The sequence below is a fragment of the Lactiplantibacillus sp. B652 genome (genome assembly GCF_023806745.1).
Classification (GTDB): Bacteria; Bacillota; Bacilli; order Lactobacillales; family Lactobacillaceae; genus Lactiplantibacillus; species Lactiplantibacillus pentosus.
The window spans coordinates 158,755-184,393 of sequence record NZ_JAMSKY010000005.1; the positions used below are offsets into that span (position 1 = coordinate 158,755).

The following is a 25,639-nucleotide window of genomic DNA, read 5'->3' on the forward strand; positions in this document are numbered from 1 at the left end:
GTGGCCGTAACGTTCATTATTTTAGTTAATGGCTTGCAACGCTTGAACGGTCCAGCCATTGATGGCGGACTTTTCAATAATTGCCTTTTTAATTTCCCAGACATCCGCCTTGATATAACGGTGTCGGGCGGTCATCAGTGGTATATCAGTGTAAACCTCTTGACCGCGATTAATGGTAACTCGCATTAAATTACATCCTTTCCTAATGCTCAGGAAATTTGTAAATAATTCTAATACTAAATACTGGGGCAAGTACGTGATACTAAAAATTAATTTATTCAAAGTCTGAGATAATTTAGTTCGACGTCGTGAAATCCCCCGAACCAGTAATTAACTTTAACATACCCCGTCGTGAATCGCTAACAGAACGACCGCGTTTTGAATTATTTTAAACTTCTTTAGCAAATGAAGGCGTTTACATTGCCTTGGATTCACAATGGCCTTACACTGAAGGTAACTTGATAACGGGAGGTTTTTACATGCGCAATTATAAATATGCAGTATACGGCGGCATCACTATCGTTTATTTAATTGCTTTATATGCATTGTATCACCTTATTCGACTGGCTTATATTCTCTTCTTGTTGTGACCCTGATCCAGTCATAGTCAATCGTTGCTAGTCGCTTGGCTATAAATCTGGACTGACGCCAGTTACGCTTCATCCAGATTTCATCAAAAAAATGACCGTTTCAAGAATGGACAACCCGTTCTTGAAGCGGTCGTTTTGTGACGAGACGCGCTATTTAGACAGCCTAATCTAAAACTGACGACCATTCCGTAATGTCAGAATGACCGTCAGTTTTTAGGTGATTGCATGAATCACTTTGTTCAGTATCTTTATCCACGGCGCGTTAAGTGACCTGCCTAAGTATGAGCTGTAAGTCCCAACGATGTGAGCCCCAATCAAGACTTACTCAGACAATTGCCACCATCACCGATGCCACAAGTAACGGTCAACGGCTAAGGCAACGTGTGCGTTTTCGTGAAGCTGACTGTGTTGGGCGTGTTTACCATAAAAGTCTTTTTCAGTATAGTCAACACTTCGGCCCCGCAGTAAATACTTGATTGAGCGGGCCGATACGTTGGTGACCAAGCTATCCGAGTGGCTGCCGTCATTCAGCGTGCCGACAATATTGAGTAAGTGCACGTGGGTTGGAAAGTTGGTCCGTTTGGCCGCCAACAACTCATACGCCGCGTGCAAGTATTTCGGTTGTCCAGAAGCTAGGAATGAATTCTGATTGGCGACATCATCTTCGCCGACCACGCCATCAAACGGCCCCGCAATCGTGACTAATTTGTTGATGCTGGGAAAATCTGCCGTTTGCTTGGTCATGAGCATATTGACGCTAGCGACACACCCCGCCGAATGGGCCACGATATTATATTGCTTAAAGGCATGCTGTTGCTGAACCGTCGTGATGACCTTGGCTAACCAGGCACTCTGCTGATCGTACTGCGCCAGATTATTCTTAAACACGACCTGAATAATGGGATTGCGAACATGTCCCTGCCACTTACCCGTCAGCGTGACGGTGCCACTAGTGTTGACGGTCGCGACGAGGACTTTATGCGCATGAGCCGTCTTTTCAGCATGCTTGATCAACGTATTGGTCGATTTCGCACTCCCTTGAAACCCATGGACATAAAACGTCGGGGTCGTACTATCAATGTAGGCTGACACCCGTTTTTGACTTGTGGACTGACGCGACTTAGTGCTCGTTGGTTTCGCTTGACTAGTACAGCCCGCCAGGCCAAAGACTAACAACAGCGTCAGTAGCCACCATTTCATTTGTTTCACTTTGTTCGCCTCATCAATTGTTTATTTAACCAAATTTACGCCAAAACCGACTACCAGTTCCGCTTAATGGCCACTAATTCATCCTGGAGGTACGTCGTTGCCAGTTGCAAGTAAGTGACGTGCTTTCCTGGTGTTGGCGCGTGCAAGATCCAGCCGTCACCCGCATACAGTGCGACGTGGTGGACCGCACCCTGCCCGTGATCATGGGCAAAGAAGCACAGATCACCTGGCTGCGCGGCTTCCCGTTCAACGGCGACGCCCTTATCAATCTGATCCTGCGCATCCCGCGGCAATTGAATGCCAACACAGCGATGCAGACTGTAAACGAAGCCTGAACAGTCAAAACCATACGCGCTGATACCGCCCCACAAATAGCGTAAATCTAGGAATGTTTCGCCTAATCGAACTAGGGTCGCACCACGGGTCAAATTCGCGGTTTTGAAGCCGAACTGAGTCGCTCGTTTGGCAACTTTGGCAACTCCAAGTGGCGTCTGAACCGTATAATAACGGTGGTCCTTACTACCAATCACTGGTAATTCTGTCCCCAAACTCAACCGTAGTAACGTCCGACCATCCGCTTTCAGTAGCGGTGTAAATCCACGGCGAATCGTTACCGTTGGCCCAGTCTGAATCGGCAACGGGACCGTCGACAATTGTGCGGCCCAGATCCAGCCCGGATAACCCTGTAAATGATGGTCATCACGCTGACTCGCAACGTAGCCATACGCCCAGCCATCGACAAAGCGTTCAACTAAGAAGACATCATTAAAGAGTGCCTGTGTGACAATCCGGTTCTCACGTTCTAACTTCACCGTCTCCGCGTCACTAAGCTGTGCCAACCAGGCTTGCAGGCCCGCGTTAGCAATCGCCGACGTATCGATTGGTAACGTCCGCGGTTGGCGCCACACATTGGCAACCGCCGCCATAATTCGCGTTGTTTGCAGCTTCATCTTTTGTCACCCCATTTTTGATCATTCTATTTTTCATCATCCTATTTTTTCTCAGTGTACCACATCCGACTACCAGCGTCTTGAGCGATTACTTAACCTTATAAAGATTTTTATTGCTAACAGCGGCATCCATCATCAATGGTTAACTTTACTGGCAGTTATTACCGGTAAACCACGTTAAGAAGCTATCCTTTCTGTAAAAAGTTCACCGTAAATATTAAAAACAACTGTGAAAGTATGCTATGATACTAATAATTACTTTAGGAGGCGTTTTGACGATGGATAAGACCGATTTGAAGATTTTGAACGCCTTGCAGGCCGATGCACGCATCTCGTTAAAAGCACTTGCGGACCAGTGTTTCATCTCCTCACCCGCAATCTCCGCGCGCATCACCCGCCTGAAAAAGAGCGGCATCATTCGTGACTATCAGGCCAATCTGAACTATGAAAAATTAAACTATCATATTAAAGCTTATATTCAACTCCAACTTGAACCGACCCAAAAAGAGCGGTTCTACCCATTTGTCGCTGGAATTCCCAACATTCTCGAATGTGACTGTGTGACTGGTGAATATTCGCAAATTTTGAAAGTCATCTTCGAATCCACGCAGGCGCTCGACGAATTCGTCAACCAGTTACAGACCTTTGGTAAGACGAGCACCCAGATCGTCTTCTCCACTAGTGTTGCCAACCGCAGGCTCCGTTTGCCTGAAGACCAAGATGTGGATAGCGACGAACAATAAGTACTGACTGTGTCAATTGAACTTGATTAAAGCAAGAGCCGTCGCTTCGATTAGAAAAGAAGCGACGGCTCTCTTATTTATACTGACCATCAAGCGACTGGTCGGCCCCCAACTACTGCTTTATCAGCGCGGTAGCTATCCAAACCAGTCTGGTGTGGATTCAGTCTAATTTCATGTCATCAGCACAGACCGCAAAAGGCACTCACTGTTAAGCCCAATTCAACAATCGAAAAATAGCGTGGGCACTCGTCAACTGATAACGTTGCTTCAAATGCTCCAAGCCAATGTCACAACTGACTAGTAATCCCAGGCCACCGACGACTCCGGCCCACAACCACGTCCCTAGCCAATGAACCATGATGAGACAAATGAGCGTCGAAATTGCGCCCACTAACATGCCAAGCGTTAAACTCACAAACCACCGTCGCATTGCGCACCTCCATTAGGCAAATCGATTCATCATATAAATAACGCCCATACCAATGACCCATAACGCGGTCAATGGCATTAAGGTCAATAATCCAAATTGATACCAACAGACGACTGTCATGAATAGAATTTCGATACTATGAACCAAAATCAACAATTGAAAATAACTTCGGAAAAGCCACTTGATGCCAATACTGACTAAAAAGCCGATTCCCAGCACGCTATAAAACATGCCATGCACCATGATGCAGTCCCCCCTCAAACACTGTTAATTGACCAAACTTACAAGTTCAGTATGCCGAATATCGGTAGAAATTATCACCATATTAATGTAAAGAGCATGTTATCTTTTTGTAAAGATGTCCAAATAAGCTTCAAACCTGACAATCAGTGGTTAACAGTTACCTGGGTTACATGTTATGATTAAAGGACAAAGCAATTAAACGCAATGATTATGGGGGCACACTGTGTTACAACTATTCACACTATCCAGCCTAGGACGAGATTTTTTCAATATCAAAATGTTGATTATTGTGCTCATTACGATTGGTCTCATCACTTTAATGACCATTCTGACCTACGCGCTCGAACACCAAGCTAACCAGCACCAAGCACCAACCTGGCGTTATCTGGCTCACGGCACCGAAGCAGTCAGCGTTCTCGTCAGTATGATTTTGTTACGCCAAATTTTTATCACCCTGAATTCCGGCAGTGTGATTAGCTGGACTTATGCAACCGTCCAGCTAACGGTACTCTTGTTCAGTTTGAACACGATGCGCAACCTGGCCGTGGAAGTCATCAACATTTTGATGCCACTTTTCATCTACGGACAGGCCATATGGCTCGGACATACCACCCAGTATCTACCAGTCTTCATGGTCATGACGGTGATTTTGATTGGCACCGTCATTTATATCGCTCACAATTACCAGGCTTTGATTGCCAATCAGTGGAAATACCTGGGCTTTCAAGTGCTGTATAGTGGCACGTGGTGGGGCGTGATCTGGTCGTTTCATCCGTTCAAACTGACCCACACATTGTTCATTATTTTAGGTTTCATCGTCTATATGTGGCTCATCCGACTTGCAGTGCGTTGGACTCAGAAATTTTTCGACGAGGTCCTCACCTTCGATCACCAAGTCAATTATGATGAGCTGACGGGCATCCGCAACCGCGCCAGCTTCGATACCAGCGCTCAAGAAGTCTTTCGAGTGTACCAGCGTCGCAACATGGGGCCGGTCACCATGGCGATGTTTGACATCGACCATTTCAAAAATTTCAATGATGAACACGGCCACTTGGCAGGCGACGCCGTGCTGCGGCACGTCGCGAAATTTGTTGATCTACAATTGAAGCAACGAAGTACGCACGGGCAATTATTCCGTTACGGCGGCGAAGAGTTTATCATTATCTTTCGCGGCATGCCTGCGCTTGAAGTCGGTCAAGTCATGCGAACGATTCAGCGGGAACTTGCTGCCGAACCACTGGAATTTGAAGGCAGCACCCTGGCCGTCACCGTCTCAATCGGCATCTCCGAATTACAAGCAACTGACCACAGCTTCACCGATTGGTTTGTCCGCGTCGATGACTACCTCTATCAATCCAAACAAGCAGGCCGCGACCGCACAACGGTTGAGAATCGGTTGCTGACGGATAATTAAGCGATGAACGGGATTTGCAAACAAAAATAGGTTCTTCAAGAATTGGATGATCAATTTTTGAAGAACCTATTTTCATTTAGCCATAACCGCCAATCGATGCTGACACATTGGCGCGGTTTGTCTTTAATCGCCAGTGAACAAACACGCAGACGTGCTTATTTAAACGACCGCACAAATTCCTGGCCAAGCTCGTAAATCCTACACAGCACTAGTCTTAGCCCTGCCGTTCCTTCAAGCTCAGTTTTTCGACGTTTAATTCCTTATCGACCCAACCATTGACGAAGCTGCTTTCGTGGCTAACCAAAATCAGGTTACCAGGGAAGGCTTGCAATGCCCGCTTCAGCCCTTCCTTGGTCTCATCATCCAAGTGGTTGGTCGGTTCGTCCATAATCAAGAAGTTGCTAGGGACTAGCTCGAGTAGCGCCAACTTGACTTTGGTCTGTTCGCCCCCGCTTAAGAGGTGCATGGGTTTCATGGCATTAGCAGCGTTGATCCCACATTTGGCAAGCTTTGTCCGAATCGTTTTTGGCAACATCGTCGGATATTCGTTTTGAATCGTTTGTAACGGCGTCAACTGCGGGTTATCCCATTCCAAGTCTTGGTTGAAATAGTTGATTTTAGCCGATGGTGAGAAGTTGGACTTCCCACTTAAAGCTGGAATCACGCCTAAAATCGACTTGATCAGCGTCGATTTACCGACCCCGTTGAAGCCTTTAAACGCCAGCTTTTCGCCGTTGGTCATCGTAAAGGTCACTGGTTCCAGCAATGGTTTACCGTAACCAACGGAGAGTTTCGTCACACTCAACGCGTTTTGCGACCCAGTATCCAAATAAGGGAACGAGAACTTCGCGTGGACGTTTTCACTCGGCGGATCGACCCGTTCCATATGCGACAGCATCTTCTCCCGCGACTTGGCCATCGTCGACTTCGAGCCGGCTTTGTTCTTACGAATAAACTTCTCTGCCTTTTCAATCACAACTTGTTGCTTTTCAAAGGCCTTCAATTGTGCTTCCTTGCGTGCTTCTTTTTGCCGCATTGCAGATTTAAAGTCGCCGCGATACTTGATGATCTTCCCAAACGCCACGTCGCAAATGCAATTCGTGACTTGTTGCAAGAAATCATAATCATGGGAAATAACCATGACGGCCCCATCAAAGCCATTCAGATAGTCTTCCAACCAACTGATATGAGCAGTATCTAGGTAGTTGGTCGGTTCGTCCAGAATAATTACATCCGGATTTTCAAGCAGCAGCTTGGCCAAAATAATCTTCGACCGTTGTCCACCAGACATCTCACTGATGACGTGGTCGCGGCCGATTTCGTCCAAACCAAGCCCGGTAATGACCCGTTCCATTTCAGTTTCAATATCATAAAAATTATTAGCTTCCAATGTTTCCTGAATCCGGCCGGCCTTCTCCAAGAGTTGGTCGTCCATCTTTTCAGCATAGTCCGCGTACAACTGTTGCATCTGCGCATCCAAGTCGTATAGTCGCTGGAAAGCCGTTTTCAGAAACGCATACAGCGTCATCCCCGCAGGAATATCGGCATATTGGTCCAAATACCCCGTGCGCACGTTGCGTTGCCATTTGATTTGCCCGGATAATGGCAAGATTTGACCCGTTAGAATCTTGATCAGGGTACTCTTCCCCGCCCCGTTTTGGCCCACGATTCCCATGTGGTCCGCGCGTTCTAACGTAAAATTGGCATCTTCATATAACTTCCGGTCCGCAAAGCTTTGCGATAAATCCGTTACTTCTAGTAAAGCCATGTTAGTTTCAACCTACACTTTCATTTTGTCCCGTACTAAAACAGGCCCCGTTACGTCACGAGGCCCGTTGCGATAAGTGGCTTCTACCAATTAGGCGAAGACCAATTCCTTATCTAGTTCATATTGCATATGGAAGTACATCCGATCACCGATAGGTTTAATCCCTACCGTCTCATAATGGTAGCGGTCATAGAGCTTCTTCGCTCCTAAGTTTGCCATATCCACGTTCAAACCGATTCGTTGTTGTCCGGCTTGACGAGCATATTGTGGTAAGGCGGCCAGTAGCTTGCCACCAATCCCATGACCCTGATAATTCGGGTCGACCGCAATCGAATCCAGGTACCATTCGTGCTCATAACTTTCAGCTTCAGCTTCAAATGCTGAACCAAACGCATCATTATCCGCAGTGACCCGTGCTAACACGTCATCAACCGCGTCCTCATTTTTGTCAGGATAACCAAACGCTACCCCAACCACTTGACCATCGGCCTCGGCCACCACCGTCGTCGCTTTTCCGGACAAATAATCTGGTGTCCGGTACGCGGCAGTAATGGCCTGCTCTAAGTCAGGTTCAGGAATGTCGTCTAGTTCCTCAAGTTGCATTTCATCAAAAATCATATTAATTAGCGGTGCTATCTGGCCCGCGTCGTCTTGATCGGCTGGTCGAATTGTTATCACGAATAGCCCTCCTTCTTATTGTAATCTCTACATTACTATGAAACGTCAAGGTTGTCAAAAGTCGAGTCCGCTGGGAACGGTTACAGATGTCACTTTCTATGAACGGGTTATTTTGCTTATGCGTTGTGCTGGTTAATTTATCATGAATCATGATTAAATCATGCTATTTTCTAAGGTCAAGTGCTGCCAGCTGAGACCCGCTGGAAACAGTGCGAGTTAGCGTAAACTTGCTGTGGTGGATGCTTCCTAGTCCGGCTTCCAGGCATTTCTGACAACGCTGGAACGTGATGGACACAGATTTAAGCCGAAAGCCCACGTCTTAAATACTGGTCTTCCATGTCTCCCGCAATATGGATGAAACGTGTTCGGGTCAGACTTATTTCTAACAATTGCTAAATGCGCTACTCATGATTAAATGCTTCGGACATGCAGCTTCACCCAACTTGTCAGAACTTTCTCCAGTCGCCAGAGATAACAATCTTGAATTCTGAGTGCAGGCTATTGGATCGGCTAAATTCACGACTAGTCACCACTGAAATTAGTGGCATTAAGATTTACGAATAATATTCAGGTAATCTTCTCAGTAACCAAGTACCATAATTCAGCATCAATACCGATTGAAAGTTCGCCTGAAGGTCCAGTCACTAAATATTCAGTGGTCAATTGCACCAAGTTAGGTGGCTGTTCATCCGCCATTCGAGCGGGTTCCCGACTGGAGGGGCTGGCTGACAATGCTCAAGGGCGAAATTCTTCTTGTCCGGGTGAATTTCCCGGGCTAGAAGAAGACTCGTATTTGAAATTGCGCAGTGGGTTTCTGCGTGAGTTCAAATCGATGTCCGCCCTGTTCCAGCGTTGTCAACCAGCCCCGGAGGTCGGACTAAGGTGCGCACCGGCAGACGAACAGTAATCCAAACCGGCATGATTTAATCATGATCCATGACAACTTAACTAGCCCAATGCGTTTAATTTGGCTATTGCCGCATCCCATCCGTTTGGGTCAATAGCCACACGCAATGCGCATGGGCGCACAATCGTGGTATACTGGAAAACGAATTTATTTTGAAGGGATTTGAGTTTGTGAATATTCGCGACATTGATCATATCACCCTAACCGTCACCGATATTGCCCGGTCATTGCGGTTTTATCATGAAGTGTTCGACCTGCCGATTGTGACCTTTGAAGGTGACCGGCAAGCGGTCCTCGTTGGCAAACAAAAGATTAATTTTGAAACGGTCGCAGCGCCTCACCAACCGGCAGCGGCAACCCCCACGCCCGGAAGTGCCGACCTTTGCTTGATTGCCAAAGATAACTTAGACGATATTCAACACCACCTCAAGAGCTATTTCGTGGATATCGTCGAAGGCCCCGTTGAACGCACTGGTGCCCACGGTCAACTGACTTCACTGTACGTTCGCGATCCCGATAATAATCTGATTGAAATCAGCAACTACCGCTAATTCGGTGGTTTAGAATTTAAGGCTAAAACTAACGCCAAGCGACATCGGTTTATTGTAACCAGTGTCGCTTGGCGTTTTTAGCAGGATCAATTTTGGACGCAATCCTCGTCATTCGGATTAATATGCCGTCTAAATGTTGGGTTTCTCAATTACTTCCAATCAACGTACGAAACTAACTCACGGACCGTCTTCACCCGTGCTAGTCACGCTGGTCTAATTGCCCCTAAAAATGCCGGCCAAATCAGACACGATTTAGTCGGCATTTTATCATTTAATTTATTTTATTCAGCAGCGCCAATCAAGTCGCCACTAGTGACGTGGCCCTTTGGATTGAGCGTCAGGTTCGTGACATGATCCATGTTCGTAATAACGACCATCATCGTCGTGGCCTTGCCCGCAGCTTTGATGGCGGCCAAATCGACCGTTGCCACGGCGCGTCCAGCTACCAGTTCATCACCAGCAGCAACGTGTAACGTAAATGGCGTCCCATTCATTTCGACCGTGTTGATTCCCATATGCAACAGGATTTCTAGGCCACTAGCGGTCTTCAAGCCAATCGCATGCTTCGTCGGGAAGACACTGGTGACTGTCCCGCTAACGGGCGCCAAGATCTCGCCATCTTCTGGTTCGACAGCGTAGCCATCACCGAGCAACTTACCCGCAAAAGTTTCGTCCGCAACGTCACTGATGGGCATCAATTGGCCAGTCGCTGGCGCATGGAGCACCGTGGTTACTGGCACTGCCTCGTTATCAGTTGCGGCTGAATCGTCAGATGCCGACTGGTTCGTTGCCGCTGTTTCAGGTTCCGTAGTCGCTGTGGCCGATTGAACAGCCAACTGACCGCTAAATAATTGCTGTAATGCTTCGGCAACGAACTGCACTTCGGTCCCGATGACGATATGGATGTTGTGCACATCTAACACGTTCAGTCCGGGAACCCCAGCTGCCATCACAGCGGGTTGGTCAACTTGGGCAGTATCTTTTAATTGTAAACGTAAACGGGTCGTACAATTATTAATGACACTAATATTATCATGCCCACCAATCGCCGCATAAATTTGTTTGGCCTGACGCATGTACTTATCGTCCGTTGCAGCCACTGCGACAGCCGGCGTGGTCGCGTGATCTGCGGTGATTCCGGCCGCCGTTGCATCAACGCCAGCAGCCACTGCTTCACGACCAGGCGTCCGCAAGTTGAACCGTTTAATAGCAAAATCAAAGCCAAAGTAGTAGATGACTGCCATAACGACCCCTTGAACTAACAACATGTAAGGTTGGTTTGCTAATGGCATCCGGAAACTCAGCAAGTAGTCGACCAAGCCACCACTAAAGGAAAAGCTAGCCGTCCAATGCATCAACGCCGCAAACCCGAGCGACAAGCCCATGAAGACGGCATGCAACAGGTACAGTGGCCAAGCAACGAACATGAACGAAAATTCAAGTGGTTCCGTGACCCCAGTAAAGAATGAGGCGAAGGCCCCTGCCAGCATCAGTGAGCCGACTTCCTTCTTGCGTTCTGGCCGCGCATTGCGATAAATCGCGTAGGCACCAGCTGGCAAGCCGAACATCATGATTGGGAAGAAGCCCGCTTCATACATACCAGTGATCCCCTTGACACCGTGGCTGGCCCAGAAATTACCAATATCATTGATTCCCGCTACGTTATACCAGAACACTGAATTCAGTGCGTGGTGTAGCCCAGTCGGAATCAACAACCGGTTGAAGAAGCCGTACAGACCGGCTCCCACAAAGCCCAGTTTGGAAATCCCCGTTGCAAACAACACGATGGCATCATAGACGAACGGCCAGACAAAGTATAAGGCCGCCGTGACAATCAACATCACGAAGGCCGCCATAATTGGCACCAATCGTTTGCCACTAAAGAACGACAAAGCCATCGGAAGTTTGACCTCGTGGAAGCGATTATACAGTGCGGCCGCAATCAAACCGGCACTGATCCCAATCAAGACGTTGTTATCTAGCGCGGAAAACACCGGATTGATGTGGCTCGCCTTCACGTTCAACATCGTTGCTAGTGTCGCTGGTTTTAACACCGTCACCGGCACTTCAAATGCGATCAACCCAGCAATCGCGGCTGCTCCGTCCTTATTAACTGACATCCCAATCGCCAGCCCGACTGCAAACAGCAAGGCTAAGTTGTTCAGGACAACGTCGCCACCCTGAATTAAGTAGTTCGCAAACAGCCACTGCTTCGGGAGATAATTCCCAATCCCGACTAGAATCGCTGCTGCGGGCAACGTTGCAATCGGCAGCATTAACGACTGACCGATTTTCTGAAAATATGTCTTCATACCAATTTCTCCTCAATCTCTTTTTATGCACGCTATAAATCCTATCACAACATGTTTTCATTGCAAGTTTTCTCGAATCAATTAGTGTATAGACCAATATGGAAATAACCGTTTTCAACGTGATGAAATTAAGTTTGTCGGCGCACAAAAAAAGTTCTGAAAGTTATCAGAACTTTTTCATTAATATTCTTATTTTTCAGCAACCGGTACTTCTGGATGCCGGTATTGACGCATCATTTCTGCTAAGTGAACTTCATGGGTCACAAATTCGTGAACCCGGCAGACATAGTCATGTTCCCGACCGATTTTTGCAATATAGCCGTTGATGTAATCAACTTCGGTTGGCCGTCCCTTTGAGAAATCTTGATACATTGACGGGTAATGGTACTTATAAGCCCGACTGACCGTTTCCACGGAATCGATTTCTTCTTGACGGGTTTCAATTAACTTGATGCCCGCGCGTTCACAGGCATCGTAGGCTTCATTGAACATCTGAGTGGCCATATCCTTAACGCCTGGATATTCAATGAACTGGCCCATTTGGATTTCAAACATCGTACATAAGCTGTTGGTGACCGCGTTGAAAACGACCTTCGACATACACATGCCCATAAAATTATCGGACCAAATTGGATTTAAGTTGGCTGCTTTGAAATCCGCCATCGCTTGACGGGTCGTTTCGTCGATTTCGCCTGCATACTTACTCATATGCATCGCTTCACTGCCTTCAGGGCCCATGAAGTCAACGTCAGCCGGTCCATTTAAAACGGTCGCAATCATGGCAGTCCCACCGATGATATGGTCTTCAGGGAAATATTGGGCAATTTTTTCGAAATGTCCCATCCCATTCATGGCCGCAAAGACGTACTGGTCATCATGGAAAATCGGTGCATCTCGTTTTAATTCATCGGCTAACTGCATTTGCTTTTTGAAAATGATCCAAACATCTGGATGGCCTTGGTATTCTTCTGGATAGTAGATGTTGATTGGAACCACGTGGCGATTTTGATGGTCACGTGCGACCGTGACACCACCCTGTTCACGCACCTTTTCAACGTTTGGTTCCCACGTATCGATAAAATCAACGTCAACACCGGCGTTTTCTTGTAACATCACGCCATACCGATAACCCATTGCACCTGCGCCAATAATGCCATATTTCATAAGTAAAACCATCCTTTCGTGTTGCCACTATGTGTCTACTGCCATCTGTTCGTGAGCTGGATACTTCCAATCACGAACGTTATGTGTTCAGGTTCAAATCCACCTGTAAGATTAATGACGAGCCTACTTGAAGCCTCATCAAATGAATATGTGTGACGACCTATGTGTCCCAGTTTTAGGACAATGCTTGTGAACTATGTGAAACTGCTATGTGTCTCAACCGGGCACCTAGTTGTGTGCCCGTTGATGAAAATTAAAACTATGTGTTAACTTGATGAAAAAAGCGCCCTCTGAATAATCATCACTTAGATTATCCAGAGGACGCTTCCACGCGGTACCACCTCATTATTTAACCGAATTCACATTCGATTACTCAGCGCGTTCACAACAACTAAACGCGTGCACGGTAATGGGTGCTCCCAGCGAACCTCGTAAAGTTCACGCCAACCTTTTAGCTTTCCACTCGTTGTCATCACACCTTCACAGCTCCCGGTGCTTTCTGCGCATCACAACGTGCTTACTCCTTAAAACGTTTCGGCTTTTCATCAAGTTTTAATGTTATAACCATAATGCCATTCCAGCTAAATGTCAACCTTATTTGAAAACTTTTTTCTGTAAACTTTGAAAATCGTCGAAAAAAGCAGACTGTTTCGTGACAGTCTGCTCGTTTGATTTTAGGGGTGCTGTTTAAGGTCAGCTGATATTCAATGGTCAACTGCGTATAAGCGTCCGTTCGTCTGTCAATCTGGCAGTTTACCGACGATCGGGGCTGGTGGACTTATGACGACCATTAGCTGACGCACAAGTATCCGATTCTGACCCTAATCCCCTTGGTTCTCCTGATTCAGTGCAGTTAATAATGGTTTCCAATCCAGTGACCAGATCATACCCAGAGCGTGGTCGCCGGTTAAGACGCCGAGGACTGGACCAATCGTTCCCGTTTTGACCCGCACAGCTGGGAATTGGTAACGTAATTCACTCGCCCAATCTTCAGCGATTTGCTCGTCGTTAGCGCTGATCACATCCAGACGCACCGGCAATTGGCTGGTTACGACGAACTGTTCAAACTCATCTTGAACGGCTTGTTGGGCGTTTTTCAAAGTCCGTTCCTTACCCATCAGCTGAATCTTGCCATGTTCATTCAACGTGATAATCGGCTTGTTGCGTAACACCATCGTCCCGGCCAAACTACTATTGTTGTAGATTCGCCCATTTTTGACGAGATGCCGCATTGAATTAACGATCAAGACCGTTGTCGTGGCGGCGCGTAACCGTGTTAATTGCGTTAAAATATCAGCCATGGAATAGTTAGCCAAGGCCATCGCCGCCGCTAGTTTGACCATATTGGCCGTTCCAGCACAGGCTGTCCGTGAATCAAAGACCTGGACCTCAACACCATCAACGGAAGGCGCATACGTTTTTAGATTATTGATCCAGCCACTGATCCCACTGCTGAGGCCAATGACTAAAATCTGGTCATAACCAGCCGCTTTCAACTGGTCGAACACCAGCTGCATTTCCGGCATCGAAATCTGTGAAATCGTCGGAATTTCCTTTTCAACTTTTAGTAATCGATAAAATTGGTCCGTCGTAATATCAACATTCTCATGATAAACATGATTGCCAAACATAATTGGGTCGTTGACCACCGTGATCTGGTAGTCTTTGACGGCCTGTGCGCTTAGGTCAGCAGAACTTTCTGTCACCACCGCAATTTTCATAATTTCACTCCTCATCGTGCCGAGTCAGCACTCAACACGTCCCGCTGACATTGTGCTCAGCGTGTCCATCTTCTATGGTCGAGCCATAGCAAATTAGCGCCAGAAAAAAGACGCTCAGATACAGTATACTGTACCTGAACGTCTTTTTTCAAATCGCAACATGAACAGGGGTTGTAATCGCATTCTTCGTTGCTGCTGGCCATCGAACCGTTCCAGCAATCGGCACGAGCGTTACTTGAACTTGACGCGCAACTTGTTGCCGTTGGCGTGCGGTCAATGCGTTAAGTCGGAGACAATCTGGCGCAAGTGTTTGAAGTGAGAAATCGACTTCATTAGCGTAAACTTGTACCGCACTCACTGCTTTAGCCCCAACGACCAAGTAATCTTGTGGCAAATCTGCCAAATTGGTGACAGCGCCCTGATTAACTGGCAACGCGGTGTTGACCGCTGACTGTCCATTCACGAGATGCTGAGCAGCCACGATCACGTCGTTCAAGACACTATTGGCTGTGGCAGTACTGCCAGCGCCCGGCCCCGTGTAGAGACTCGCGCCGATGGCATCACTTTGAACGGCGATGGCGTTTTGAACGCCCGCAATTTCACTTAGCGGTTGCGTTTGTGCGACGGCCACTGGGGCGACCCGGCAATACAGCTGTTGATTATGTTGGGTTGCCTGCGCCAGAAGCTTGATCTGCCACCCGTGCCGTGCGACCGTTTGGCAAATCGTGGCGGATAATCCCGTAATGCCAACTGGTGCGACTTGTTGAAAGGTCAGTCCTTGTCCAAAGGCAAACCGGCTCAGAATCATCAATTTATAGGCCGCATCAATGCCACCGACATCATTAGTTGGGTCGGCTTCCGCATAACCAGCTGCTTGTGCGGCGGCTAACGCGTCCCCGTATGTCTGACCAGCCGTCATCGCACTCAAGATATAGTTGGCCGTTCCGTTGATAATACCGTCAACCGACTGAATGTTATCGGTTGCGTAACTATCCGTTAAGGTCCGCAAAATTGGAATGCCCCCAGCGACGCTCGCTTCATAAAACAAATCACAATGTTGGCGCCGCGCTAAGGCTGTCAATTCTGCCCCAGCAGTCGCAATCAAATCTTTGTTAGCCGTGACGACTGATTTGCCCTGGTTTAGGGCCGCTTTGATGGCGGACTTGGCCGTTGCGACCGTCCCCATGACTTCGATGATCAGTTGGATTCGCTGGTCACAGACCACGTTTGTCAGTGAATCCGTCAAACGCGTCCCAATCGGTAGTTTAACGGCACGGGGCGCGTTCAAATGATTCACAGCAACTGCTGCCAGGTGTAATCGAATCCCCTGCGTCTGCTCGATTTTTCGTGCTGCTTGGGTCAATCGTTCGACGACACCGCTACCCACAGTGCCTAAACCTAACATGCCCACTTCAATTGTTGTTGTCATTGTACACGCCCTCCATTTCTACCGTGCGATCATCTTAAACTTGTGCTAACGCCTGTTTTAAATCAGCGATCAAATCATCCGCATTTTCCACGCCCACTGAGATCCGAATCAAATCAGGGGTCACACCCGCTGCCAATAACTCTTGCTCATTTAATTGGGCGTGAGTCGTCGAAGCTGGGTGAATAATCAGAGACTTGGCATCCGCAACGTTGGCCAGTAGCGAGAACAATTGTAAGTGTTCAATCAGTGCCTTGCCCGCTGCTTCGCCACCTGTCAGGCCTAACGTGAAGATGGAACCGACCCCGTGTGGGAAATACTTCGTTGCTAGGTCATGGTACGGACTATCTTCAAGTTCCGGATAGTTGATCCAAGCGACCTTGGGATGGTCTTTCAAAAAGGCCACGATTTTGCGGGTATTTTCCACGTGACGTTCAACCCGCAGTGAGAGTGATTCCAAGCCTTGTAATAATAAGAATGAGTTGAATGGACTAATTGTCGCCCCAGTATCACGTAAAGTTTCGGCGCGAACCTTGGTGGTAAAGGCACCCCCACCTAAGTCGGCGAAGACTAAACCGTTATATTGAGGGTCCGGCGTCGTGAAGTCCGGATACTTGCCACTAGCACGCCAGTCGAACTGACCGCCTTCAACGATGACGCCACCCATTGTCGTCCCGTGACCACCAATAAACTTAGTTGCAGAATGAACGACCACGTCCGCACCATGTTCGAGCGGCCGCACAAGATAAGGTGTGCCAAAGGTATTATCAACGATGAAAATAATACCGTGGTCGTGCGCAATTTTACCAATCGCTTCAAAGTCGACTAAGTTAATGCCCGGATTGCCGATACTTTCAACGTATAGCGCCTTGGTATGTTCATTGATGGCTGCTTCAAAATTGGCCGGTTCATCGGGGTCAACGAAATGGGTCGTAATCCCTAATTTTTTCAAAGTCACGCTGAACAAGTCATAAGTCCCACCATACAAGGTGTTGGCAGCCACGATTTCATCGCCCTGTTGTGCAATATTTAAAATTGCGGCGGTGATTGCTGCTGAGCCGGTCGCAAGCGTTACCCCGGCCGTCCCGTGTTCCAGTGCCGCGACCCGTTTGTCGACCACGTCCGTCGTTGGATTGGTCAACCGGGTATAAATATTACCGGCATCGGTCAAGGCAAACCGCCCGGCCGCCTGCTTTGCGTCCTTAAAGACGTATGAGGTCGTCTGATAGATAGGAACGGCGCGTGCACCAGTCTCGTCAACCGTTTGACCGGCATGGACTTGTAACGTTTCAAAGTGATAATTTTCAGGATTCGTGTTTGTCATAATTAATAACCTACTTTCGTTAAACTCAGAGTTGCCAACCAATTTTGATAAAAGCGATTGCTGGCAGTTCGCCAACTGTAATCGACCGTGGTCAGCTGTGAATCGGCAAAATAATGTTCAGGTAACTGAATTGGTAAGTGTTTGCGCTGGTCGCGAAAATATTCGTCGGCTAACGTCTGTTGTTCATATTCCGGATGGCCGGTGACGTAGACCGCGTGTTGTTCTGGCGCCGTCAAAATCAGTGGCCCCACCTCGTTATTCTCAGCGACCACTTGTAGTCCAGCTGGAGAACTGGCGGGCAACACCAATTCAGTGTGGCGGGATTGTGGCATTTTCAGTAAGCCCCCCGCACTCAAACCACTGATCAATGGCGACTGCACATCCGTCGCGGTGGCGGCATAAATTCCGAACACCTTGTGACCCACCCGTTGCTTCTGGATACCAAACTGTGCGTAGAGCCCGGCTTGTGCGGCCCAACATTCATACAAGGTCTGACCAACGTGGGTCTGGGCCCAATCGGTAATCGTCAGAAATTCTTGCCAATAATCGACCGCTTCAAAGTCAATCGTTTCGACCGGCGCGCCCGTAATAATCAAGCCGTCAAAATACTGATCAGCGACATCCGCCAAAGTGACATAATTTTGGGCAACGACCTGCCGTGGCAAACTCTTGAAACGGTGACTGGTGGGATACATGAACGTCACTTCGACATCGGTATCGCCCGCTGCGAGTCGTTGCAAGAACTGCCGCTCAGTCGATAACTTTGTCGGCATCAAATTCAAAATCAATAACCGCTGCCCTTCAGTTGTGGGTGCCGTTTCTGCCCAAGCACCGCGGGCCTTCAATAATCCATTCGTGACTGTGACTGTCATGTAACCTCTTCCTCTCTGATGTAAACCAATAAAAAAAGCTTCCGTCCATTAGTCTCATAATTGAAACTAACGGACGAAAGCTTTCGCGTTACCACCGTTATTCGTTGCCATCTCACGATCACAACCTCGACGAGTACCCTAGTCAAGACTAGGAAACCCCGCAATATATCGGTTGCAACCGCACGCGTAGCCGTTACGACCCGCGTCATGACTCCAAGCTCATCTTCGTTATACGCCCGATTACTTCTCACACCATTCCGAAGCTCTCTGAAAATCGGTAATACAACTACTCTTCTCTTCAACGTCTTAATCTGTTTTTAATTTAAAACTAATTTAACACCAGATTTTGAAGCTGTCAACTCATAATTTCGAAAAAGTTTGCCTGAAGGACCAGTCGCAAAGTATTCAGTGGTCAATTGTACCCAGATAGGTGGTCGTTCATCCGCCATTCGAGCGGGTTCCCGACTGGAGGGGCTGGCGGACAATGCTCAAGGGCGAAGTTCTTCTTGTCCGGGTGGTCTTCCCGGGCTAGAAGAAGACTCGTATTTGAAATTGCGCAGTGGTTTTCTGCGTGAGTTCAAATCGATGTCCGCCCTGTTCCAGCGTTGTCAGCCGGCCCCGGAAGTCGGATTAGGACGATCATCGGCTGACGAACAGCAATCCAAACTAGCATGATTTAATCATAATTCATGACAACCAACGTATTAGGCGCCAAACAGTGTCTGTTGATGAAAATCAATGGTTGATTTCACACCATTTTTTAAGATTTTCCGAAATTTATCCTTGACACTTTTTTCGACTTTGCCTATACTGAATTCATTCAATAACGAGAGCGAGGAACCAAGCATGTCAAAGTCAATTACTAACTTGAACAGTTCATGGCAAAGCCGGCCGTTCAGATTGTAATGCCGTCAACACGGATACAATCTGGCAAACAGTTTGTATCTGTGCCGGCTCACTTTGATATTCAAAGAAGTCTGCATGGGTTTTAACACAGCAGGCTTCGGTTCCGTAAAGGGCAAACCAGAGCTTACTGGTTTGCCCTTTTTTATTGGCTTCAGGACTGCCCGAGCTTAAGAAATTTTTTGAGGTGATTAGATTGAAACGAATGATTGCATTTATTAGCGCCCTGATCGTCTTTCTAGGGGTCGCCTTCGTCATGACTGGCAAGTCGACGACGTCCACGGCGAGTTCGAAGACGACTAGTAGCAACAAAGTCCCGACCGTCGGCATCTTACAACTCCAGACGCACCCGGCCCTTGACGCGATTCACCGCGGGGTCGTCGCTGGTCTCAAGGAATACGGTTACGTCGATGGCAAGACGGTCAAAATCGATTATCAAAATGCTCAGGGTGACCAAAGTAATTTGAAGACGATGAGTCAGAAATTCATGAATGAAAATGCCGCTCTGACTGTCGGTATCGCGACACCCGCCGCACAAGCCTTGGCCTCAGCCGCCAACAAGCAGACGCCCGTCATGTTGGCCGGTATCACTGACCCATCCGGGAGTGGCTTGATCAAGAGTGACCAGCATCCCGGCGCCAACATTACCGGGACTTCTGGTGAATCACCACTGAAGTCGCATTTAGATTTATTACGCAAACTGGTGCCAAATGCCAAAACGATTGGGATCATTTATACGACTTCCGACCACGGTGGCGAATACAACGCCAAGAAGTTTGCCCGCATCTGTAAACAAGAAGGCGTGAAATACAAGTTATACACGATTTCCAACACCAACGATATGCAACAAGTTGCTGAAACGATGGCTGCCAATGTCGATGCCGTTTATGCCCCACAAGATAACGGGGTCGCCAGTGCGATGAAGACTTTAGTTTCTGTCACCAATAAAGCTAAAATTCCAGTAATTCCAGCTGTGGATACGATGGTCAAAGCTGGCGGGCTCGCCACCCTCTCCGTCGACCAATACCAATTAGGTAAATTGACTGGTGAGATGGCTGCCAAAGTCTTGAAAGGCAAGTCAACCAGCAACTATCCAATCAAAGTCATTACGAAGGGTAAAATGACGATCAATTTGAGTGAAGCTAAGAAGTTAGGCATCAAGTTCCCAGCTAGCGTGCTGAAGGAAGCCAAGACGAAAGGGGTTATTTACAAATGAGTATGATCGTATCTAGTATCGGCCAGGGCCTCTTATGGGCAACCCTCGGCGTCGCGTTATTTCTGACATTCCGTATCCTCGATTTTCCAGATATGACGGTTGAAGGCACCTTTCCACTAGGCGCTGCCACCGCTGTCATGGCCATCAGCCACGGGATGGGACCAATCGCCGCATCTGGTCTGGCCTTTGTCGCTGGGGCCATTACGGGGCTCGTCACTGGCCTGCTCTACACGAAAGGTAAAGTGCCGATTCTGCTGGCTGGGATTCTGGTCATGACCGCTTGCTTATCCATTAACCTACGCATCATGGGTGGTAGCTCCAACGTCTCCCTACTCGGCAAGACGACGATTTTTTCCAACCATTTTCTCGAATCACTACCAAAATACTTCGATAGCGTCTTCGTCGGCCTGCTCGTCATCGTTTTGATTACGGTCGTTCTGATCGTCTTTCTGCAGACCAATCTCGGTCAAGCCTTTATCGTTACTGGTGATAATCGTGAAATGGCCCGTTCGATTGGCATCAACACCGACAATATGACGATCATGGGCCTGATGGTTTCAAACGGTATTATCGGCCTGGGTGGCGCGTTGATTGCCCAAAATAACGGCTATGCCGATGTCAGCATGGGGATTGGGATCATCGTTATCGCGTTAGCTTCGATTATTATTGGTGAAGTGGTCTTTGGTGAATTGACTCTGAATCAACGGTTAGTTGCCGTGACCCTCGGGAGTATTTTGTATCAGTTCGTCCGTCTATTAGTGCTTCAACTCGGATTCAACACCAACGATATGAACCTATTATCCGCCTTGATTTTAGCCATTTGCTTGATGTTACCGCAATTCAGCAAGGCCCTACATCTCAACCACGTTTTGAAGAAAGGAGTGGCACGTTATGACGAACAGTAAAACCCCATTACTCGCACTTAAAAATATCGTCACGAAAGTCAATGCTGGCACGCCCAACGAGGTCGCCATCTTGCGGGGCCTCAACTTAGACGTGTACGACGGCGATTTCATTACCGTCCTCGGGTCCAACGGTGCGGGTAAATCAACCCTCTTTAATACCATCAGTGGCGAATTACCCGTTGACAGTGGCACGATTCATTTACGTGATCAAGACATCACCCATATGTCAGTCGAAAAACGCACTGTCTTTCTTGCGCGGGTCTTCCAAGATCCAAAGATGGGAACGGCCCCACGGATGACCGTCGCTGAAAATCTCTTGCTCGCCAGCCAACGCGGTAAACGGCGAACATTGAAACTACGTCAGCTCAAAAAGCACCTGCCCCACTTTCAGAAACTGACTGAAACGATGGATGGCAATGGGCTGTCTGAACGGCTCAATACTGCGACTGAAAATCTATCCGGTGGTCAACGCCAAGCGCTCAGCTTCTTAATGGCGACCGAACAACGACCGGACCTCTTGTTACTAGATGAACACACGGCCGCGTTAGACCCGAAGACCAGCGAACAATTAATGACCCAGACCAATCAACGAGTCACTGAGGAAAAGTTAACTTGTCTGATGATTACTCATCACTTAGACGACGCCCTCAAATACGGCAACCGGCTAATTGTCCTCGATCAAGGCCAGATCAAATACGATGTTCGCGGGACTGAAAAAGCACAGCTAACTAAGGAAAAATTGCTCAGCTTCTTTGATATCATTGAATAACGACCATCGTTTTGAACCCCATTAATAATGACAGCCAGTCAGTGAAAGATGCTGATTGGCTGTTTTTTTAGCAAAAATTGTAACCGTTTTAGTTGTGAACAATTTAATTTAGTGTTATATTCTAACTAGAATAATTCTAACCAATCTGGTCCGCACGAGACGTGAGTTTAAACTCGCTAATTTAGAATAATTACAAACTACCCTTGTGAATCTTCTGCGTTAGTGTTATATTCTATTTAGAACAGTTCTAAACTAAAATTTGGAGGCTTTACAATTATGAAAGTTATTGTCGTTGGTTCTTCTCATGGTGGTTATGAAACGGTTCGCGGTATTTTAGCCGCTCAACCAGATACAGAAATTCAATGGTACGAAAAAGGTGACTTCTTGTCATTCCTCTCATGTGGGATGCAGTTATACCTTGAAGGTGCCGTCAAAGACGTCAACTCCGTCAGCTATGCCACCCCTGAAGGCATGCAGGCACAAGGCGTTCACGTCTTCGTTAATAGTGAGATCAGCAAGGTCGACCCTGCCAGCCACAGTGTGCACGTCATCGACCACGCCACTGGTGACGAACGTGATGAATCTTACGACAAGCTGGTTCTTAGTGTCGGGGCCGTTCCATTCGACTTACCCGTCCCTGGTCATGACTTAGAAAACATCTATGCCATGCGTGGTCGCGACTGGGCCATCAAGTTAAAGGCTAAGACGGTCGACCCAAGTGTCAAGAACGTGGTCGTTATCGGTTCTGGTTACATTGGGATTGAAGCTGCCGAAGTCTTTGCCAAGGCTGGGATGCATGTCACGGTCATTGATTTATTACCACGGCTACTCAGTTTATACCTTGATCAAGAATTCACGGATGTCTTAACGAAGACGATGGCGGACCATGGCATTTACGCTGCGGTTGGCCAAGGTATTAAAGCCTACGAAGGCGTCGACGGTTATGTGACAAAAGTCATTACCGACCAAGGCGAATATCCAGCTGACTTAGTCGTCACCGCTGCCGGCATTCGGCCTGCAACTGGTTTCTTGAAGGACGTTGTCGATCTTGATGACCATGGTCTGATTAAAATCAACGACCATCTCCAAACTAGCGACAAAGACATCTATGCCGTTGGGGATGCAACCTTGGTCCCATTTGCCCCAACTGGTAAGGACAATCGGATTGCCTTAGCCACGAATGCACGTCGCCAAGGTCGGATTGCCGCTAAGAATTTACTTGGCGAAGACGTTCCAATGCCTGCCGTTTCAGGTTCATCTGCCCTTTCAGTCTTTGACTACCACTTTGCTTCAACCGGTGTCAAAGAAGGCACTGCCGATAAATTAGGTGTCAAGAGTGCTTCTGTACTCGTCACTGACACGATTCGGCCAAAGTTTGTTTCTGAAGCCGCTGGTAACACCAAGGTTTGGTTCAAGCTGACCTTTGACCCTTCCGATGGTCGAGTATTAGGTGCCCAAATCATGTCAAAATATGACGTTACCGCCAACATCAACGCCATTTCCGTTGCCGTTCAGGCCAAATTAACCGTTGATGACTTAGCTTACACCGACTTCTTCTTCCAACCTGGTTTCGACCGGCCTTGGAACATCATTAACGTCGCCGCTCAAAAAGCCGCTGCAACGTTGAAATAAAGTTAATTTTACCGCTTAAAAAGCATAAAACAGGGTTCCTCAGAAATTGAGGAACCCTGTTTTAGTATTTGAGAATATTATGACAGTGAGTTGGATTGCAGTCTGTCAACTAATAGATATTAATTAACCCCTGCGTCCCTTGGTCACCCAGTCCTTTGACATCGACCATCACTTCATACAAGCGCTTGGCTTGGGCGGTCGCAACTAGGTTCAAGCCCATTGCGTCCGCTTCACTGAGTGCGATGCGTAAGTCTTTTAGGAAATGCCGAGCAAAGAAGCCAGGCGTGTAATCATCTTTTAAAATCCGCGGCACATAATTGTCCATACTCCAGTTATCCGCACCGCCACTTGACAAGGTTGCCAGCACTTTTTCTGGTTCGAGGCCCGCCGCTTTGGTGTAGAGTAACATTTCTGTTAAGCCAGTCATGGTGCCGGCAATCATGATTTGATTGGCCATCTTGGCATGTTGCCCCGTTCCGGCCGCGCCAAAATGGTTGACCTTATGTCCAAGCACGTTAAATAGTGGCAGCATGGCAGTGTAAGTCTGTTCATCGCCACCGACCATGACGGTTAAAGTCGCATTTTTGGCACCAATATCACCACCTGAGACGGGCGCATCTAACGCCTGTATCCCGTGCGCCGTCGCGTAGTCCGCAATTTTGACCGCCAATTTAGGCTGACTGGTCGTCATATCGATAACCGTCTTACCCGCTGTCAGGCCTTCAAAAATGCCGTCGTGGCCGAAATAAACTTGTTCGACATCACTCGGAAAGCCGACCATCGTAAAGACCACGTCACTATTTTGGGCGACTTCCGCGGGGGTATCAGCCCATGTCGCACCGTTAGCCACCAAGTCATCCGCCTTGCGCTTGGTCCGATTATAAACAGTCATCTCATAGCCCGCTGCCATTAAGTTACGGACGATTGCCGCCCCCATCACACCTGTTCCGATCCAACCTAATTTCATTACTTCCGCATCCTTTCTTCTAACTGTTGCCCACGATTACGCCGCCGACGCCAGAAATGGATCGCTAGTGTCACAGCAAACGCCGCTAAGACGATACCACCAAAGGCCGTCGCTGGAATATCCCAGCCGATTGCTGGAATTGAGATAAATAATTTAATCGCAATCAGGACAATCAAACAATACGCCATCGTTTCCAATTCAGGAATCTTGCGCATCAACCGCATGATGACTTCTGCAATCCCCCGCATGCAGGCAATCCCAATCATCCCACCGATCAAAACAATGACCGGATTGTCCGAAATTGCTAGTGAGGCTAACACAGAATCAATCGAAAAAATAATATCCATCATTTCAATCTGTAAGACCACTGACCAAAATTTGCTCAAGCCGAAGAACCGCCGCTGCTTCTTGGGTTTCTTTTCAACGGTCTCCCCCGCCTTGGGCTGACTAAAGTACCGATACACTAAGTACCCTAAGTAAGCCGCACCTAACACTTTAATCTCCCAAAAACTAATTAAATACGTCCCGATTCCAATAATCAAGAATCGGAAGACATAGGCCCCCCATAAGCCATAGAATAGCGATTTTTCACGCTCTTGTAAATTATCCAAACTCTGGGTCTGAGCTGCTAAGACCACCGCGTTATCCACTGACAACAAACATTCGATAATCGCTAATGATAGAATGATCAACCAATCATTGGCGGATGTCACGACGTTGCCCCAGTTGGCAGCGCTGAAGAAGGGTCCATACAACTGTTCGATTAAATGTAACAAACGGCATCCTCTTTCTTTCATTTCTTTGGTTCGCTAATTTAAGTATACGCGTAATAATAAATGGTGCCGCTTTCTAGAACTAATTTTCAAAAATAAAACTTATTTTCATCGTATTTGGTCAAATGTTGCCTTCTGTTCCTGGCCGAATCCCAACTATTGACCACGA

Annotated in this window: 23 protein-coding genes; 7 read left to right on the forward strand and 16 right to left on the reverse strand. The window is 47.7% G+C overall.

The window, feature by feature from the left end; all coding sequences use genetic code 11:
- Nucleotides 1-21 precede the first annotated feature (21 nt).
- The 3 genes from MZO40_RS08265 to MZO40_RS08275 form a co-directional block, all read right to left on the reverse strand.
- Nucleotides 22-186, reverse strand: coding sequence for a hypothetical protein (locus MZO40_RS08265; protein WP_003639271.1), 165 nt, complete (start codon nt 184-186; stop codon nt 22-24).
- A 746-nt stretch (nt 187-932) separates the two neighbouring features.
- Nucleotides 933-1,790, reverse strand: coding sequence for an alpha/beta hydrolase (locus tag MZO40_RS08270; protein WP_225367169.1), 858 nt, complete (start codon nt 1,788-1,790; stop codon nt 933-935).
- 59 nt (nt 1,791-1,849) lie between these two features.
- Nucleotides 1,850-2,743 carry a C40 family peptidase gene (locus MZO40_RS08275; RefSeq protein ID WP_101874295.1) on the reverse strand — a complete coding sequence of 298 codons (894 nt, stop codon included), beginning with the start codon at nt 2,741-2,743 and terminating at the stop codon, nt 1,850-1,852.
- A gap of 284 nt (nt 2,744-3,027) precedes the next feature.
- On the opposite strand from MZO40_RS08275, the gene MZO40_RS08280 reads away from it, so the two are divergent.
- Nucleotides 3,028-3,492 (forward strand): Lrp/AsnC family transcriptional regulator, encoded by a 465-nt coding sequence (locus MZO40_RS08280; RefSeq protein ID WP_252133216.1) that lies wholly within the window; start codon nt 3,028-3,030, stop codon nt 3,490-3,492.
- 208 nt (nt 3,493-3,700) lie between these two features.
- Here the strand turns inward: MZO40_RS08280 and MZO40_RS08285 are convergent, their stop codons facing one another.
- The gene (locus MZO40_RS08285) at nt 3,701-3,922 is read right to left on the reverse strand and encodes a hypothetical protein (protein ID WP_105919863.1); all 222 of its coding nucleotides are present in this window, start codon (nt 3,920-3,922) and stop codon (nt 3,701-3,703) included.
- 12 nt (nt 3,923-3,934) lie between these two features.
- Nucleotides 3,935-4,165: a hypothetical protein gene (locus MZO40_RS08290; protein WP_050339470.1), complete on the reverse strand. Its 231-nt coding sequence runs from the start codon at nt 4,163-4,165 to the stop codon at nt 3,935-3,937.
- 223 nt (nt 4,166-4,388) lie between these two features.
- Here MZO40_RS08290 and MZO40_RS08295 point away from each other — a divergent pair, with 223 nt between their 5' ends.
- A complete protein-coding gene (locus MZO40_RS08295) occupies nt 4,389-5,582 on the forward strand; it encodes a GGDEF domain-containing protein (RefSeq protein WP_105960847.1) in 1,194 nt (397 codons plus the stop codon).
- Between the two features lie 214 nt (nt 5,583-5,796).
- Here the strand turns inward: MZO40_RS08295 and MZO40_RS08300 are convergent, their stop codons facing one another.
- The 3 genes from MZO40_RS08300 to MZO40_RS17435 form a co-directional block, all read right to left on the reverse strand.
- A complete protein-coding gene (locus MZO40_RS08300; RefSeq protein ID WP_050339473.1) occupies nt 5,797-7,350 on the reverse strand; it encodes an ABC-F family ATP-binding cassette domain-containing protein in 1,554 nt (517 codons plus the stop codon).
- A gap of 90 nt (nt 7,351-7,440) precedes the next feature.
- Nucleotides 7,441-8,028, reverse strand: coding sequence for a GNAT family N-acetyltransferase (locus MZO40_RS08305; protein WP_003639279.1), 588 nt, complete (start codon nt 8,026-8,028; stop codon nt 7,441-7,443).
- A gap of 567 nt (nt 8,029-8,595) precedes the next feature.
- Nucleotides 8,596-8,724, reverse strand: a complete 129-nt coding sequence (locus tag MZO40_RS17435; RefSeq protein ID WP_263852133.1) for a hypothetical protein — start codon at nt 8,722-8,724, stop codon at nt 8,596-8,598.
- Between the two features lie 381 nt (nt 8,725-9,105).
- Here MZO40_RS17435 and MZO40_RS08310 point away from each other — a divergent pair, with 381 nt between their 5' ends.
- Nucleotides 9,106-9,486: a VOC family protein gene (locus MZO40_RS08310; RefSeq protein ID WP_050339474.1), complete on the forward strand. Its 381-nt coding sequence runs from the start codon at nt 9,106-9,108 to the stop codon at nt 9,484-9,486.
- Between the two features lie 281 nt (nt 9,487-9,767).
- Here the strand turns inward: MZO40_RS08310 and nagE are convergent, their stop codons facing one another.
- The 6 genes from nagE to MZO40_RS08340 all read right to left on the reverse strand — a co-directional run bounded on the left by nagE (nt 9,768) and on the right by MZO40_RS08340 (nt 18,305).
- Nucleotides 9,768-11,798, reverse strand: a complete 2,031-nt coding sequence (gene nagE / locus MZO40_RS08315) for an N-acetylglucosamine-specific PTS transporter subunit IIBC (RefSeq protein WP_252133217.1) — start codon at nt 11,796-11,798, stop codon at nt 9,768-9,770.
- Nucleotides 11,799-11,987: 189 nt separating this feature from the next.
- Nucleotides 11,988-12,962, reverse strand: coding sequence for a ketopantoate reductase family protein (locus MZO40_RS08320; RefSeq protein ID WP_003639282.1), 975 nt, complete (start codon nt 12,960-12,962; stop codon nt 11,988-11,990).
- An 821-nt stretch (nt 12,963-13,783) separates the two neighbouring features.
- Nucleotides 13,784-14,683 (reverse strand): DegV family protein, encoded by a 900-nt coding sequence (locus MZO40_RS08325; protein ID WP_050339476.1) that lies wholly within the window; start codon nt 14,681-14,683, stop codon nt 13,784-13,786.
- A 148-nt stretch (nt 14,684-14,831) separates the two neighbouring features.
- Nucleotides 14,832-16,112: a homoserine dehydrogenase gene (locus tag MZO40_RS08330; RefSeq protein ID WP_105960849.1), complete on the reverse strand. Its 1,281-nt coding sequence runs from the start codon at nt 16,110-16,112 to the stop codon at nt 14,832-14,834.
- A 34-nt stretch (nt 16,113-16,146) separates the two neighbouring features.
- Nucleotides 16,147-17,433: an O-acetylhomoserine aminocarboxypropyltransferase/cysteine synthase family protein gene (locus MZO40_RS08335; RefSeq protein WP_003639285.1), complete on the reverse strand. Its 1,287-nt coding sequence runs from the start codon at nt 17,431-17,433 to the stop codon at nt 16,147-16,149.
- A 2-nt stretch (nt 17,434-17,435) separates the two neighbouring features.
- The gene (locus MZO40_RS08340; RefSeq protein ID WP_105960850.1) at nt 17,436-18,305 is read right to left on the reverse strand and encodes a homoserine O-succinyltransferase; all 870 of its coding nucleotides are present in this window, start codon (nt 18,303-18,305) and stop codon (nt 17,436-17,438) included.
- A gap of 1,108 nt (nt 18,306-19,413) precedes the next feature.
- Here MZO40_RS08340 and trpX point away from each other — a divergent pair.
- From trpX to MZO40_RS08360, 4 genes are all read left to right on the forward strand, one after another.
- Nucleotides 19,414-20,424 carry a tryptophan ABC transporter substrate-binding protein gene (gene trpX, locus MZO40_RS08345; protein ID WP_050339762.1) on the forward strand — a complete coding sequence of 337 codons (1,011 nt, stop codon included), beginning with the start codon at nt 19,414-19,416 and terminating at the stop codon, nt 20,422-20,424.
- Nucleotides 20,421-21,329, forward strand: a complete 909-nt coding sequence (locus tag MZO40_RS08350) for an ABC transporter permease (RefSeq protein WP_003639293.1) — start codon at nt 20,421-20,423, stop codon at nt 21,327-21,329. Before trpX ends, MZO40_RS08350 begins: the two co-directional genes overlap by 4 nt.
- Nucleotides 21,316-22,098, forward strand: a complete 783-nt coding sequence (locus tag MZO40_RS08355) for an ABC transporter ATP-binding protein (RefSeq protein WP_105960851.1) — start codon at nt 21,316-21,318, stop codon at nt 22,096-22,098. The genes MZO40_RS08350 and MZO40_RS08355 overlap by 14 nt, the downstream gene beginning before the upstream one ends.
- A gap of 276 nt (nt 22,099-22,374) precedes the next feature.
- The gene (locus MZO40_RS08360) at nt 22,375-23,730 is read left to right on the forward strand and encodes an FAD-dependent oxidoreductase (protein ID WP_105960852.1); all 1,356 of its coding nucleotides are present in this window, start codon (nt 22,375-22,377) and stop codon (nt 23,728-23,730) included.
- Nucleotides 23,731-23,839: 109 nt separating this feature from the next.
- Here MZO40_RS08360 and MZO40_RS08365 read toward each other — a convergent pair whose 3' ends face one another.
- Nucleotides 23,840-24,697 (reverse strand): NAD(P)-dependent oxidoreductase, encoded by an 858-nt coding sequence (locus MZO40_RS08365; protein WP_105960853.1) that lies wholly within the window; start codon nt 24,695-24,697, stop codon nt 23,840-23,842.
- A complete protein-coding gene (locus MZO40_RS08370) occupies nt 24,697-25,473 on the reverse strand; it encodes a TerC family protein (protein WP_050339483.1) in 777 nt (258 codons plus the stop codon). Before MZO40_RS08370 ends, MZO40_RS08365 begins: the two co-directional genes overlap by 1 nt.
- Between the last annotated feature and the right edge of the window lie 166 nt (nt 25,474-25,639).

Excerpts from the sequence above, each read along its gene's own strand:
- MZO40_RS08285 (WP_105919863.1), bottom strand. The coding sequence starts at position 3,922 with ATGCGACGGTGGTTTGTGAGTTTAACGCTTGGCATGTTAGTGGGCGCA.
- MZO40_RS08340 (WP_105960850.1), bottom strand. The coding sequence starts at position 18,305 with ATGACAGTCACAGTCACGAATGGATTATTGAAGGCCCGCGGTGCTTGG.
- MZO40_RS08265 (WP_003639271.1), bottom strand. The coding sequence starts at position 186 with ATGCGAGTTACCATTAATCGCGGTCAAGAGGTTTACACTGATATACCA.
- nagE (WP_252133217.1), bottom strand. The coding sequence starts at position 11,798 with ATGAAGACATATTTTCAGAAAATCGGTCAGTCGTTAATGCTGCCGATT.
- MZO40_RS17435 (WP_263852133.1), bottom strand. The coding sequence starts at position 8,724 with ATGGCGGATGAACAGCCACCTAACTTGGTGCAATTGACCACTGAATAT.
- MZO40_RS08365 (WP_105960853.1), bottom strand. The coding sequence starts at position 24,697 with ATGAAATTAGGTTGGATCGGAACAGGTGTGATGGGGGCGGCAATCGTC.
- MZO40_RS08290 (WP_050339470.1), bottom strand. The coding sequence starts at position 4,165 with ATGGTGCATGGCATGTTTTATAGCGTGCTGGGAATCGGCTTTTTAGTC.
- MZO40_RS08270 (WP_225367169.1), bottom strand. The coding sequence starts at position 1,790 with ATGAAATGGTGGCTACTGACGCTGTTGTTAGTCTTTGGCCTGGCGGGC.
- MZO40_RS08355 (WP_105960851.1), top strand. The coding sequence starts at position 21,316 with ATGACGAACAGTAAAACCCCATTACTCGCACTTAAAAATATCGTCACG.
- MZO40_RS08300 (WP_050339473.1), bottom strand. The coding sequence starts at position 7,350 with ATGGCTTTACTAGAAGTAACGGATTTATCGCAAAGCTTTGCGGACCGG.
- MZO40_RS08335 (WP_003639285.1), bottom strand. The coding sequence starts at position 17,433 with ATGACAAACACGAATCCTGAAAATTATCACTTTGAAACGTTACAAGTC.
- MZO40_RS08280 (WP_252133216.1), top strand. The coding sequence starts at position 3,028 with ATGGATAAGACCGATTTGAAGATTTTGAACGCCTTGCAGGCCGATGCA.
- MZO40_RS08325 (WP_050339476.1), bottom strand. The coding sequence starts at position 14,683 with ATGAAAATTGCGGTGGTGACAGAAAGTTCTGCTGACCTAAGCGCACAG.
- MZO40_RS08320 (WP_003639282.1), bottom strand. The coding sequence starts at position 12,962 with ATGAAATATGGCATTATTGGCGCAGGTGCAATGGGTTATCGGTATGGC.
- trpX (WP_050339762.1), top strand. The coding sequence starts at position 19,414 with ATGATTGCATTTATTAGCGCCCTGATCGTCTTTCTAGGGGTCGCCTTC.
- MZO40_RS08360 (WP_105960852.1), top strand. The coding sequence starts at position 22,375 with ATGAAAGTTATTGTCGTTGGTTCTTCTCATGGTGGTTATGAAACGGTT.
- MZO40_RS08350 (WP_003639293.1), top strand. The coding sequence starts at position 20,421 with ATGAGTATGATCGTATCTAGTATCGGCCAGGGCCTCTTATGGGCAACC.
- MZO40_RS08330 (WP_105960849.1), bottom strand. The coding sequence starts at position 16,112 with ATGACAACAACAATTGAAGTGGGCATGTTAGGTTTAGGCACTGTGGGT.